The following is a 12,756-nucleotide window of genomic DNA, read 5'->3' on the forward strand; positions in this document are numbered from 1 at the left end:
TTTCTTACAGCCCCTTAAGAGTGCTGAGAATGTTTCCGTATTCCCAGCACCCTACTCATGAGTTGAGTGTTATTCTTCGGCATCTTCTTCTGGATCATCGAAGTCGATATTAGGAACCATATCAACTACCTCATCAGTGAGTTCATCATTGTTGTGCGCATACTCACCAACACCAAGTTTTTGCAAAATCTTTTGCTCAATTTCATCGGCAAGATCGACGTTTTCTTTAAGGTATAACCGCACTTTCTCTTTGCCTTGACCTAATTGCTCACCTTCATAGGTAAACCATGAACCAGCTTTCTTGATGATGCCATTATCAGTTCCCATATCAATCAATGTTGACTCACGAGAAATCCCCTCACCATAGATAATGTCAAATTCAGCTACCTTGAACGGTGGCGATACTTTGTTTTTAACAATTTTTATCTTGGTACGATTACCGATAGCGTCTTGACCATCTTTTAAGGTCTGCACACGACGCACATCGCAACGAACTGAAGCATAAAATTTTAGTGCCTTACCACCAGTAGTAGTTTCCGGCGAACCAAACATAACACCAATTTTGTCACGCAACTGATTAATAAAAATAGCAGTAGTGCCAGAGTTATATAATGCACCAGTCATTTTCCTCAGCGCCTGGCTCATCAAACGTGCTTGCAGACCAACATGACTATCCCCCATGTCTCCATCGATTTCTGCTTTCGGAGTCAGTGCAGCGACAGAGTCCACGACGATAATATCTATAGCTCCCGAACGAACCAACATATCAGTGATTTCTAATGCTTGTTCTCCAGTATCAGGCTGAGATACTAAAAGCGCATCGGTATCCACACCGAGTTTACGAGCATATTCAGGATCAAGTGCATGTTCTGCGTCAATGAAAGCAGCGATACCACCATTTTTTTGTGCCTGAGCAATAGCATGGAGCGCAACCGTAGTTTTACCTGATGATTCTGGACCATATACCTCCACAATGCGACCACGAGGAAAACCGCCAATACCTAAAGCAACGTCGATAGCGGTGTTACCAGTGGAAATAGCTTGGATTGGTGGACGATTGTCATCACCAAGGCGCATGACTGCCCCTTTACCAAAATCTTTCTCAATGAGCTGCAAAGCTGCATCTAAAGCCTTTTTTCTATCCTCGCCCGATACAGGGACTACGGCTGCTGACTTAGCATTTTTCTTCGGTGCCATTTTCTTCCTTTACGTAATTTGCTTTCCTATTAGCTATTTTGTTTTATCATTCTCTAGTCTAATGAGGATTCTCTTATCTATTGGACGCTACGCCGAAACAAAAAGATCCATGGTTTTTCTTTAATACGATCAATCACATCTGCGATAGTAACTAACGTCTGCGATATCACCATTAGATTACACAAACATTTGTTCGATAACAAACATTTTCGCCATCTTTTTCTTATAAAGATTTTTCTCAACAAAAAGATACTATTTTAGTTTCCCCTACGGTAATATCTTTCAAGTGTCTAACTCATCATCACCTCGCTCCACCATGAGTGATATCGCATACGTTGCAGTTTTCGCCGCTCTTATCATTGTGCTAGCTTTTGTTGCTATTCCAGTAGGTACAGCCGGTGTGCCTATAGTTATGCAAAATGCAGCGATAATCCTGACCGGTCTGGTTCTAGGTCCTCGACGTGGTTTGCTCGCCACATGCCTTTTTCTTGGTATCGGTTTAGTAGGATTGCCGGTATTTCCTGGTGGACGCAGCACTCTCGTAGCGCTAGCAGGTCCTACTGTGGGGTACATCATTGGATACCTGGTATCCAGTTTCGTCGCAGGTCTTATCGCGTACCAGGTACCACGAAAAAGTAAAGCAGCACATTCTCTAGTGCTCGTTATAGCGGCGATCCTAGCACTTGGTTGTCAATATCTATGTGGGGCAGCTGGACTCTCTGTACGAGCAGGAATGGAATTTTCCGCTGCCTTGACCGCACAAATTCCTTTTATCATTCCGGATTTAATTAAAATAACCGCTGCTGTCCTTATCACTCTGAGTATCCACACCGCCTTCCCCCAGTTACGTCCTGCAAAGTCTTAACACTAATAACTAACTTTTGTGTCTATGGTCGCTATCGATTTTCATAATGTTTCCGTCGCCTACGATGACCACACCATACTTAATTCTGTCACCCTTAATCTCACCGAAAAAAGAATCGGCATTATTGGTGCTAATGGTGGTGGAAAATCTACACTCATCAAGCTCATCAATGGTTTAGCTGCACCAACTTCAGGGAAGGTAAGCGTCGACGGGCTTGATGTGGCGAAAAATGGGAAAGAAATTAGGAAAAAAGTAGGATTTATTTTCTCTGATGCAGAAAATCAAATCATTATGCCAAGCGTCGAAGACGATGTCGCCTTTAGTTTGAGGCGGCTTCGGTTATCTAAAGCGGAAAAGAAACAACGCGTATCAATGATACTTAAGCGCTTTCATTTGGATAATCATGCACAATTATCGCCGCATATTCTTTCTGGCGGTCAAAAACAATTACTAGCACTGGCTTCAGTGCTAGTAATCGAACCAGAACTTATTATCGCTGATGAACCGACCACACTACTTGACCTGCGCAATCGACAACAGATTCATAAGATATTCAATGAATTAGAGCAACAACTAATTATAGTGACACACGATTTAGAATTGCTTGATGATTTTGATCGTGTCCTATGCATCGATGAGCATACTGTCGTTGCTGACGGAAAGCCGCAAGAGGTCATTGAGTTTTATCGTGACCTTATGACCGGTGAAAGAAAACACCATGATCACTAACACTCCCTTAGGAGTCTATGTACCTGGACATTCTCTCATCCACCGTATGAAACCACTGGTAAAATGTAGTGTCCTCATTCTTTTTATCATCCTCACGAGCACCTTCGTCCATGATCCTTATACAGCAACAGGGTGCGTGCTTTTGGGAATGATACTGTATGCGTTGGCACGCATTCCCGTGCGTATCGCGTGGGGACAACTTTTCCCATCATTACCGGTACTACTGGTATTGGGATTATTTCAGTGGTGGCAACATGGTTGGAAAGAAGCTATATGTATAACTTTTGTCATCTTTTCAGCACTCATGCTTGCTATTCTTCTCACCCTTACTACCACGTTGCGTGCCATGATGGATGAGTTAGAGTCTGCACTTCATCCGCTCAAGCGTTTTGGTGTGCCAAGCAACACGATTGTTCTAGCTTTTTCTCTTACGCTAAGACTTATTCCACTTATGCTCAATACCGTCAATGAAGTTCTCGCAGCACGCAAAGCCAGAGGCGCTTCTTTTTCTCTCAGTGCTTTTGGCACTCCAGTGCTCATTAGAGCTATTCGACGTGCTCAAGCAATAACTGAGGCATTACTCGCTCGTGGAGTCCACGATGACTCAGACTAAATAAAAAGCACAAAATCAAAAGTGCACCTGCTCATATAGGAACAGGTGCGCTTTCGACGATACCAAACAGTTCTTAAAGTTCGCCTCGTAGTTCTCGCATTTTTCGAGCTACTGCATCATCAGCCGCAGCACTTGGTGCAGCAAAATCAGAATTAGATTGAGCTGAGGACTCAATGGATTGCTGTGCCAACCCAGAATCAAGCTCAGTATTCTTAGCATTCATTTCTGCACGAATTTGCTCTAAACGAGAATGGCCTGCAAGTTGCACCCCTGCTTGCTCTACTTCAGCCATACGGTTCTGGATAGAGTTTTGTGCTAATTCTGCAGAGCCAAGAGCATTAGCATAACGACGCTCAATCTTTTCACGTACTTGATCAAGATTAGGAGTGTTACGAGAGGTGAGAGAGTTCATTGACTGAATCGACTCAGCAACCTTTTCTTGCATTTTCGCTTGTTCAAGCTGACTTAATAATTTCGTCCGCTCAGCAACTTTTTGCTGTAAAGCCATAGAGTTCTTCTCTACTGCTTGTTTTGCTGCTGATGCTTGTTGCAAAGCCTGATCATGCAACTTCTTGGTATCTTCTACGCCCTGTTCAGCAGTAACGAGTTGAGCAGCAAAAGCCTCTGCAGCGTTATCATATTCAGTTGCTTTAGCATTATCACCCGCAGCACGAGCCTTGTCTGCCAATTGAATAGCTTGGCGAGTATTTCCGTGCAGCTTTTCAATTTCCGCTAGTTGACGATTAAGCTGCATCTCCAACTGACGCTGGTTACCAATCACCGCAGCAGCCTGCTGTGAAAGAGCCTGGTGCTGACGCTGTGCTTCTTCGATTGCTTGTTGAATCTGAATTTTTGGATCAGCGTTTTCTTCGATCTTAGAATCGAACAATGCCATGAAGTATTTCCAAGCCTTCACAAAAGGATTAGCCATAGTGCACGGAACCTTTCAGATAATATCCACAAAAGTGGTTAAGTATTTTATTGGTATTTCATAATTTATCGGATAATTATGAAACTCGCATTTATACGTGAATTAAGTCTACATCAGCGTTATGCACTGCCATCGAACCAGCAGCCTCAATGAGAATGTCAGAAACACTAGTCCCAAGCGCATGGCATACAGAAGCAAGTAATTCAGAAGAAACCTCTTTACGACCACGCTCCAGCTCAGAAAGATAACCTGGAGAAACACGAGACATCTCAGCTAATTCACGTAATGTAATACCCTTATCAGCTCGACAAGAACGCAGCGCAGCGCCCAATGCTTCACGCAACAATGGCTCTGGCACCCTGTTCTTCACAGGAGAAATAGGCTTATCTAAAACTGCTGTATATTTCATCATCATTATCATTAACGTGTCGTGGTATTTTTTTGTTCCATAACTCAAGGCTTTTTCTGCAATTAGTTACATACGTGCTTTCTGTAGTTCAACTCTATCATTATCGCTTCAGAAAAATACTAAATACATCTGTCATTCAAGCACTTTTAAGAAGTAGTACAATGCATACTCAACAGCTTTAATACGAATATCATTGCGCTCACCAATGAGTAATGAATCATCTCCGATATGAGCTGCGCCTATTTCAGTAGCACGCACTGCCATTACACGTTTTTCTACTGATGATGGAAAAGCAATTCCTACCCATACTTCTCCTACTGGATGCCCATCTTGAGTATCTGGGCCAGCCACACCTGTTAAGGACAGTGCCCAATCACTGCGACAAACTTTTTGTGCACCTTGTGCCATAGCACATGCACATTCACGCGATATAACACCATAAGTATCAATAATGGATTGCTCCACTTGAGCCACTGTGTGTTTGAGATCAGTGGCATAAGTAACTAAGCCGCCACGCAACACAGCACTAGCACCAGGAATTTCTGCAAGGCGCGCACTCAATAACCCAGCACTTAATGATTCGCACACGCTTATTGTTTGTTCTGCACTACGTAAAAGCTCAACGACGCGAGCTGCAAGATTATCGCTACTCAACATTGGGCAGTTCTTTGCGAATCAATAAGATATTGCACTCCTGTAAGCACAGTAACAACTACTGCTGCAATGAGCACTAAGAAAACTGGTAGTGCTGTCCACTCAGGCAATGGCAATAAATATAATGCGACTGCGCCAGCTTGTAAGGCGGTTTTAATTTTTCCGCCCTTGCTAGCCGGAACCACACGACCTTGTCGTAGTTGAAACATACGCCATATTGTTATGCCTAATTCCCGCACTAAGATTATTATGCTCACCCATATAGGAATAGCGCCAACAATGTTGAGGCAAATAAGAGCTGTTGCCATGAGTGCTTTATCGGCAATCGGATCCGCGATTTTGCCGAAATCCGTGACAATACCTTTAGCCCGAGCGATATCACCATCGAGTTTGTCGGTAATCATTAGCGCAGAAAAACATGCGAATGATCCCCATAACCAGCGTGTATGTTGATTATCTGCCGCTAAAACTAACCATGCAAAAAAAGGGATAGCAATGATACGCAAACAGGTCAAAGCATTAGGAACATTAAAGTTCGATGGCGACTTAGTCTGTGTAGACTCAATCCCCACGTTGACTTGTTGCTGCACCTTTTGTTCCTGTTCCACAACTCCACACATTACCCTTTTTAGAAAATTAACGCATAGTGCTCAGAAAAAGATATAAGCTATACCCTATGAAAACTTTTCTAATCACCTATATGTATGACACTGAATCAAGCACAATAGATCAACTCCGTCCCCCACACCGTGCTTTTCTTGCTCAGCTCAAAGAAGAAGGAAAACTGGTTGGTTCCGGACGTTTAGTCGAAGGCACAGGCGCCGGAAACGCAATAATTATTCTCCAGCTATCCGAAAATTCGACCATAGCTGACGTCGAAAAGCTGCTTGAGGATGATCCGTTTTGCAACCACAATGCCATCGACGGACGCACTATTCAAGTGTGGGATCCTACCTTAAAAATTTGGGATTAAGGCCTTAAGAAAAGCCTTCGCCGCAGGGCTAGTATTAAAGTCACTCCACGCAAGATATTCCACCCGAGCAGGGCCATCTTCCACAGCAATAGTTGCTAGCGAATCATCTGCAGGAACACACTGCTTGGAAAGCAGCCCTACCGCTAAACCTGCACGTATCAGGGCTAGCATAAGGTCAATAGCTGTTACCTCAAAAGCTACCTCCCGTACCAGCCCAGCGCGCTCAAAAGCCATGTCCGTTTGAGCGCGCCCTGCGCTATTCATCGGAAAATCAACAAATCGTTCAGAGGCAATATCTGCAAGCGAAATCTTTTTCTCCTCACGTAAAGGATGATCTGGCGAAACTACCGCCACTAAAGATTCTCTTGATAATTCCCGAAAATCCACCCGGGAAGGCTGAGCATTTTCCGCTAAACCAAGAAATGCTATATCCAAATGATGAGCATGAATATCCTCAATAAATTGTTCACTGCCGCCACTGCGTAATTCAATTTTCACCTGTGGATAATCCCGGTGGAATTGTGCCAACACCCCAGGGATATCCACAGCCGTCACGGTAGGTATCACACCGATCCTTAGCCTCCCCTGCACCTGCCCTTCGGCAGCTAATGCACCCAAGTACGCACGCTCGGCAGCAGCAAGACTTTCACGCGCATACTCCACAAACACCGCACCCGCCGTAGTGAGCTCCACTCGTCGTGATGAACGTGCAAAAAGCGCAATCCCTATTTCTTGCTCTACAGCTTTGATCTGGTGGCTCAATGCTGATTGCACCACAAAACACCGCTGGGCAGCACGAGTGAAACTCTTCTCCTCTGCCACAGCTACTACATAACGCAATTGCTGCAACTCCATAGAAGTATGATTATATCTCATAGTTCTTATGAAAAATATGTGTTGGACTCATCATTACAGTTCATGGAACATAAAAATATGTCACATACAGCATCACGTACACCGATTGGTTGGATCACTCTCACCTCCCTTGTGCCCATCATCTGGGGCACCACCTACATCGTCACCACTGCCCTCTTACCAGCCGGTCACCCCCTCTTCGCCGCATTCATACGAACATTCCCCGCAGGCCTTATCGCCCTCCTACTCTCCCGCCAGCTCCCACACGGACAATGGTGGTGGAAAAGCCTTGTCCTCGGAGGGCTCAACATGGGCGCATTCTTCCCACTACTTTTCCTCACCGCACAGCACCTACCAGGCGGTGTAGCAGCAACCCTCGGAGCCACCCAACCCATCATCATCGCGTTCCTTGCTGTGCTCATCCTGCATGAACAACTATCCACGTGGCGGCTTATGTGGGGCACAATCGGCATGATTGGGGTGGCATTGGTTGTACTCGGTCCAGAAGCAGCACTAGACCCCATCGGCGTTATCACAGGTCTAGGCGGATCACTCTCCATGGGTACAGGAGTAGTACTCACGAAAAAATGGGGGCGCCCCACCCACGTCAACGCACTAGGACTCGCTGGCTGGCAACTCACCGCCGCCGGCTTACTCCTCTTCCTCCCCGCCATGCTTATCGACGGAATCCCGCATGACATCGACGCCAAAGCTATCGCAGGCTACGCATGGCTCAGCCTTATCGGAGCTCTCGCAACCTACACAATATGGTTCGCCGGCATACGCCACCTATCCGTCACACCAGCAGCACTACTGGGGCTCCTCTCCCCATTAACCGCAGCAGCGCTAGGCGCACTCATCGCACACGAAGCCCTCACCCCACTGCAACTGCTTGGCTTCATCATTGCCCTAATAGGACTTCTTGCCGGACAATTACCTGGACCTACCCGTAAGAATGGTCGTCGTTAAGCATAAAACTAAGTGCCTGCTATCAAAAGCAGGCACTATTATTTCAGATAAACCACACAACTATGCGGTTTTCTTTTGCTGAGCTTTCGTTTTCATCAACGACGCCACTACCGCTATCGCCAAAATCCCAACAATCACAATAAGAGAATACTGTGTCTCAATTTCTGGAACACTCACTGAGTTACCGCCATTGATAAATGGGAGTTTGTTCTCATGCAATGCGTGCAAAATAAGTTTCACACCAATAAATGCAAGGATTGCGCCCAGACCATAAGGTAAATACACCAAACGGTCTAGCAAACCGTCGAGTAAAAAGTACATTTGGCGAAGTCCCAAAAGCGCAAACGCATTAGTGGTGAACACGATATAGGCTTCAGAAGTAATACCATAAATAGCTGGAATAGAATCCAACGCAAACATCACATCGATCATGCCAATCGCCACCAATGCTACCAATAATGGAGTAAGTGCTATTTTTCCTTTTCTGCGAATCCATAGGGCATCTCCATGATATTCAGGGGTGACATGGATGACTTTACGTAGCATCTTGATCACAACCATATCATTCGGGTCAGTTTCTGGTTCATCACGAATTTCGTCGATGATAAGTTTGACCGCCGTGTACAGCAAGAAAATACCAAAAAGATAAAATACATCAGACCAGGCTTGAATGACCGCCGCACCAAGAAGAATAAAGACCAAACGGAACAGCAAAGCAAGTGCAATACCAATCAACAAGACTTTTTGCTGATATTTACGTGGCACCTTAAAAGACCCCATAATAAGCGCAAAAACAAAAAGATTATCTACGCTTAGTGCCTTTTCGGTGACGTAGCCTGTAAAAAATTCAAGTCCATGTTGATGCGGATTACCCGGCTCTGACCAGGTGAACCATAGGAACAAGCCAAAAACGCATGCAACACCAACATAAAAAGCTGACCACCATGCTGATTCTTTCAGAGTTGGCTCATGTGGAGTACGCACATGACTGAAAAAATCAAATACAAAAAACCCAAGGATTACTACCCCCGTAATAATCCATGTCACTATATTTACTTCCATCAAAGACCTCCGGTCTCATTTCCCATTAACATTCATGAACCAGAGGTCTCTCCCGTTCTTTAGAATAAAGAACCGCTGCGACCGGGGGCTAAGTTAACCACCGTGCTGACGATCTGCAGCGAAAAGGGATACTCCCCTCAATGCCACAACTATCCTATACGAGAATAATCGCACACGCTAAAATGGCTAGAACGCCGAGTTAGAGGGGTTATAGGTTGCTTGCACCGTTTTCACCGACATAGTTGTTGGAGTAGACGGATTATCAGACTGAGCATAACCATCATCGACAGCTGACGCTGAGCCGTCTTCACCAAAAGATTCTTCTTTAGGTGCTTCTGCCGGATCAGCACCTTTAATCATCCACAAAATAGTTTCTAACTCTTCAGGTTTCACTAGCACTTCACGTGCTTTTGACCCCTCAGAAGGACCTACCACACCACGTGTTTCCATCAAATCCATTAAGCGTCCTGCCTTGGCAAAACCAATGCGCATCTTGCGTTGCAGCATAGACACCGAACCGATTTGCCCTTGCACCACCAGTTCTACAGCCTGGAGCAAATCTTCTAAATCATTACCGATGTCATCGTCAATTTCTTTCTTGACTTCAGAAGATTTATCGTCAGTAACGCCTTCGGTATAATTTGGCTCGCCCTGCTGCTTAGCCGCCTCAACTACTGCTTGTACCTCTTCATCAGTAACAAAGGCACCCTGGATTCGTATTGCTCGTCCACCTTGAGGAATGAATAATCCATCACCCATACCAATAAGTTTTTCGGCACCGCCCTGATCCAAAATAACACGAGAGTCAGTCAAAGAACTGGTTGCAAAGGCAAGGCGTGAAGGCACATTCGTCTTAATCAAGCCAGTGACCACATCAACCGATGGGCGCTGCGTCGCCAGCACTAAGTGAATACCAGCAGCACGAGCTTTCTGAGTAATACGCACAATAGAATCTTCAATTTCTTTTGGTGCAGTCATCATCAAATCAGCAAGCTCATCGACGACACACACAATGAAAGGATATGGGCGGTATTCTCGCTGTGAACCAGCAGGTGCTTGGATTGCCCCCGTTTTCACCTTTGCGTTGAAATCTTTGATATGGCGGACTCTAGCGGACTTCATATCCATATACCGCTGTTCCATTTCCTCTACCAACCATTGCAATGCCGAAGCAGCTTTCTTCGGTTGTGTGATGATAGGAGTGATGAGATGCGGAATCCCCTCATAAGGAGTCAATTCCACCATTTTCGGATCGACAAGAATTAACCGTACGTCCTCAGGAGTCGCACGCGTCAATAACGACACCAGCAAGGAATTCACAAAAGCAGATTTACCAGAACCAGTAGAACCAGCAACAAGCAGATGAGGCATCTTTTGCACTGAGTGCGCCACAAAGTCGCCCTCGATGTCTTTGCCTAGTCCAACAAGCATTGGATCATTATCACCTGCTGTCGACGGCGCATTGAGTACATCAGCAAGACGCACCATTTCCCGATCCGCATTAGGCACCTCAATACCTACAGCCGATTTCCCAGGAATAGGTGTCAATAGACGCACGTTATCCGTCGCGGCAGCATAAGCAAGATTGGATTGCAGGTTGGTAATTTTAGAAACTTTAACACCAGGGCCTAGCTCTACTTCATAACGAGTCACTGTTGGACCACGAGAAAAACCTGTGACATGAGCATCGACTCTAAACTCCTCAAAAACAGCAGAAATCGCCGCAATCATCTGATCATTAGCTGCAGAATGCTGCTTTGGCGCACTACCTGGGGTAAGCAAACTTGTGCTTGGTAATTCATAATCAGCGTGTGGTGTACTGACCTGCGCACTAGAACTAGAGGCATCTCGCTCAGGCTTTTCCTGTGCCATACTGCGCACTGCCTTTTCCTGCTGCTGAGAATACTGCGGCGCACGAGCAACATGAGCAGCCGGAGGCGATACAGCAGCAGATTGTGCTGCTGCTTCGGTCTTTGCCTGTTGTTTCTTCGCTGCTTGAACCAAACGGCTACGACTTGTTGCCACGGCATCTGCATCAGCATTGACAGATGCTGCGCCTGTTTTATCGAATAGACCAAGCTGAGCATCATTTGCTGACGATTGAGTACGGTTATCAGAAGCAACATGAGTGTCGGGAACAACAGGAATTTCTTGTGTGTCAGCCGTATCTGAATGATGCGCCCCGGCAAAAGAGGCAGGACGTCGGAAAGAAATCGTCTCTGATCCAGCCGTTTGCCCAGATGGATAATTACGCATCGGGGTTGTATGTGCGCGAGATACACCACGTTGCACAGCGCTACCGCGATTATCACGACGAATTGTTGGTGGTTCATCTCCATCACGTTGCTGCTGCCGGTGTTCTAGCTCATGATCAACATACGCATAGGGATCGTCCTCATCTGGTTCATCAATAGGATTGTCCTTGTTTATCAGGGATTTGATGACGTCGATAAGCTCGCTCACTGATACACCGGTAATCTTTTGCGCACCATAGAATATCGCGATAAAAAGCAACGGTACAGCTAGGTATTGTGTAAACCCTGCAACAAGTGGCGCGCCAATATAACCACCAATAATTCCCCCAGCACTACGACGCAATGCGATATCCTGTGGATTACCTGCAAAAATATGCACTAATGCCAACATAGACACAATGACAATACCGGAACCAAAATAAACATTATGGCTCTGTGCTGTATGCACTATGCGCCCAAGCATTAACGCTACTGCCAAAGCGATGAGGGCTATAGGCAGCACCAATGCGCCTGAACCAATAAGAGTATGAACACACAGAGAAATGCCTTTACCTATTGGCCCTGCGATTTGGAACCATACTGAGGCACCAAGTACCACTGCCAAAGCAATGAGTGCCAAAGCAAAAGAATCGGCAGAACCAGCTTCTACGCTACGAGAAAAAGTTTCTGGCATCGGTTGCGCAGACTCATCTGGTTCATGCTCGGCAGCTCTACGTGCACGAGGGGTCTTTTTCTCCACACCACGCTTCGCGACGCCAAGGACACGAGTTTTTTCTGTGTCTTGTGCAAAATCATCCTGTTCTTTCTGGGAATAAGCCATATTTTCATCAGCACTTGGTGCAGAAGAATCTTCGGACATATCCGCTAACTCATCATCATAAAGCGAGTCGTTGCGACGATCTTTCCAATTCACCATGAACCGCACACTTGATCCCACGCCACGAGCCGCTGCGGAGAAAGCAGAAGCTAACCCTGCACCAACTGGGCGAAATGCGCTGCCAGTTCGTTCACCAGTTGTTTGCGCAGCTCGACTTGCTGAAGTAGTAGGATAGCTAATGTTTTTGGCTCCACTGCGGGTAGATCCTTGTCCGGAATAAGAATTACGCTTGCGCGACGAAGTTCCCTTTGCGCCTTGTGCGCGTGTGGAACTATGAGTGCTGCGCGAATTTTCTTTCACATTTCTCCTAGAACGTGGTGATGTCGAAGTAGAGCTTTTGACAGACATAATGAAACATTCTAACCCC

General features: G+C 45.8%; 13 protein-coding genes. 5 read left to right on the forward strand and 8 right to left on the reverse strand.

Annotation, left to right across the window (positions count from 1 at the left end):
- Positions 1–69: 69 nt before the first annotated feature.
- Entirely contained in the window at positions 70–1,197 is a 1,128-nt protein-coding gene (gene recA, locus EML15_RS01345) for a recombinase RecA (RefSeq protein ID WP_144273052.1), read from the reverse strand.
- 286 nt (positions 1,198–1,483) lie between these two features.
- Between recA and EML15_RS01350 the strand changes: the two genes are divergently transcribed.
- From EML15_RS01350 to EML15_RS01360, 3 genes are read left to right on the forward strand one after another with little or no spacing between them, the layout of a single operon-like run.
- Entirely contained in the window at positions 1,484–2,062 is a 579-nt protein-coding gene (locus EML15_RS01350) for a biotin transporter BioY (protein ID WP_304505026.1), read from the forward strand.
- 24 nt (positions 2,063–2,086) lie between these two features.
- Positions 2,087–2,791, forward strand: coding sequence for an ABC transporter ATP-binding protein (locus tag EML15_RS01355; protein WP_144273053.1), 705 nt, complete (start codon positions 2,087–2,089; stop codon positions 2,789–2,791).
- A complete protein-coding gene (locus EML15_RS01360) occupies positions 2,781–3,404 on the forward strand; it encodes an energy-coupling factor transporter transmembrane protein EcfT (RefSeq protein WP_144273054.1) in 624 nt (207 codons plus the stop codon). The genes EML15_RS01355 and EML15_RS01360 overlap by 11 nt, the downstream gene beginning before the upstream one ends.
- A gap of 73 nt (positions 3,405–3,477) precedes the next feature.
- On the opposite strand, the gene EML15_RS01365 is transcribed toward EML15_RS01360, so the two are convergent.
- The 4 genes from EML15_RS01365 to pgsA all read right to left on the reverse strand — a co-directional run bounded on the left by EML15_RS01365 (position 3,478) and on the right by pgsA (position 6,006).
- Positions 3,478–4,335: a PspA/IM30 family protein gene (locus EML15_RS01365; protein ID WP_144273055.1), complete on the reverse strand. Its 858-nt coding sequence runs from the start codon at positions 4,333–4,335 to the stop codon at positions 3,478–3,480.
- A gap of 91 nt (positions 4,336–4,426) precedes the next feature.
- The gene (locus EML15_RS01370; RefSeq protein ID WP_144273444.1) at positions 4,427–4,747 is read right to left on the reverse strand and encodes a helix-turn-helix transcriptional regulator; all 321 of its coding nucleotides are present in this window, start codon (positions 4,745–4,747) and stop codon (positions 4,427–4,429) included.
- 129 nt (positions 4,748–4,876) lie between these two features.
- A complete protein-coding gene (locus tag EML15_RS01375; protein WP_144273056.1) occupies positions 4,877–5,401 on the reverse strand; it encodes a CinA family protein in 525 nt (174 codons plus the stop codon).
- Positions 5,395–6,006 carry a CDP-diacylglycerol--glycerol-3-phosphate 3-phosphatidyltransferase gene (gene pgsA / locus EML15_RS01380; RefSeq protein ID WP_246846864.1) on the reverse strand — a complete coding sequence of 204 codons (612 nt, stop codon included), beginning with the start codon at positions 6,004–6,006 and terminating at the stop codon, positions 5,395–5,397. Before pgsA ends, EML15_RS01375 begins: the two co-directional genes overlap by 7 nt.
- Before the next feature lie 68 nt (positions 6,007–6,074).
- On the opposite strand from pgsA, the gene EML15_RS01385 reads away from it, so the two are divergent.
- Positions 6,075–6,371 carry a YciI family protein gene (locus EML15_RS01385; RefSeq protein ID WP_144273058.1) on the forward strand — a complete coding sequence of 99 codons (297 nt, stop codon included), beginning with the start codon at positions 6,075–6,077 and terminating at the stop codon, positions 6,369–6,371.
- Here EML15_RS01385 and EML15_RS01390 read toward each other — a convergent pair.
- Positions 6,354–7,247: a LysR family transcriptional regulator gene (locus EML15_RS01390; protein ID WP_246846866.1), complete on the reverse strand. Its 894-nt coding sequence runs from the start codon at positions 7,245–7,247 to the stop codon at positions 6,354–6,356. The two genes, EML15_RS01385 and EML15_RS01390, sit on opposite strands and share 18 nt — an antisense overlap.
- Before the next feature lie 42 nt (positions 7,248–7,289).
- Here EML15_RS01390 and EML15_RS01395 point away from each other — a divergent pair, with 42 nt between their 5' ends.
- On the forward strand, positions 7,290–8,195 hold the full coding sequence (locus EML15_RS01395; protein ID WP_246858049.1) for an EamA family transporter: 906 nt from the start codon (positions 7,290–7,292) through the stop codon (positions 8,193–8,195).
- A 60-nt stretch (positions 8,196–8,255) separates the two neighbouring features.
- On the opposite strand, the gene EML15_RS01400 is transcribed toward EML15_RS01395, so the two are convergent.
- The gene (locus EML15_RS01400) at positions 8,256–9,257 is read right to left on the reverse strand and encodes a TerC family protein (RefSeq protein ID WP_144273060.1); all 1,002 of its coding nucleotides are present in this window, start codon (positions 9,255–9,257) and stop codon (positions 8,256–8,258) included.
- Between the two features lie 186 nt (positions 9,258–9,443).
- Positions 9,444–12,737, reverse strand: coding sequence for a DNA translocase FtsK (locus EML15_RS01405; protein ID WP_144273061.1), 3,294 nt, complete (start codon positions 12,735–12,737; stop codon positions 9,444–9,446).
- Positions 12,738–12,756: the final 19 nt, after the last annotated feature.

Source organism: Corynebacterium sp. sy017 (assembly GCF_017918135.1).
Classification (GTDB): Bacteria; Actinomycetota; Actinomycetes; order Mycobacteriales; family Mycobacteriaceae; genus Corynebacterium.

Coding starts and splice junctions, on each gene's coding strand:
- recA (WP_144273052.1), bottom strand. CDS start 1,197: ATGGCACCGAAGAAAAATGCTAAGTCAGCAGCCGTAGTCCCTGTATCG.
- EML15_RS01355 (WP_144273053.1), top strand. CDS start 2,087: ATGGTCGCTATCGATTTTCATAATGTTTCCGTCGCCTACGATGACCAC.
- EML15_RS01360 (WP_144273054.1), top strand. CDS start 2,781: ATGATCACTAACACTCCCTTAGGAGTCTATGTACCTGGACATTCTCTC.
- EML15_RS01365 (WP_144273055.1), bottom strand. CDS start 4,335: ATGGCTAATCCTTTTGTGAAGGCTTGGAAATACTTCATGGCATTGTTC.
- EML15_RS01370 (WP_144273444.1), bottom strand. CDS start 4,747: ATGATGAAATATACAGCAGTTTTAGATAAGCCTATTTCTCCTGTGAAG.
- EML15_RS01375 (WP_144273056.1), bottom strand. CDS start 5,401: ATGTTGAGTAGCGATAATCTTGCAGCTCGCGTCGTTGAGCTTTTACGT.
- EML15_RS01385 (WP_144273058.1), top strand. CDS start 6,075: ATGAAAACTTTTCTAATCACCTATATGTATGACACTGAATCAAGCACA.
- EML15_RS01390 (WP_246846866.1), bottom strand. CDS start 7,247: ATGAGATATAATCATACTTCTATGGAGTTGCAGCAATTGCGTTATGTA.
- EML15_RS01395 (WP_246858049.1), top strand. CDS start 7,290: ATGGAACATAAAAATATGTCACATACAGCATCACGTACACCGATTGGT.
- EML15_RS01400 (WP_144273060.1), bottom strand. CDS start 9,257: ATGGAAGTAAATATAGTGACATGGATTATTACGGGGGTAGTAATCCTT.
- EML15_RS01405 (WP_144273061.1), bottom strand. CDS start 12,737: ATGTCTGTCAAAAGCTCTACTTCGACATCACCACGTTCTAGGAGAAAT.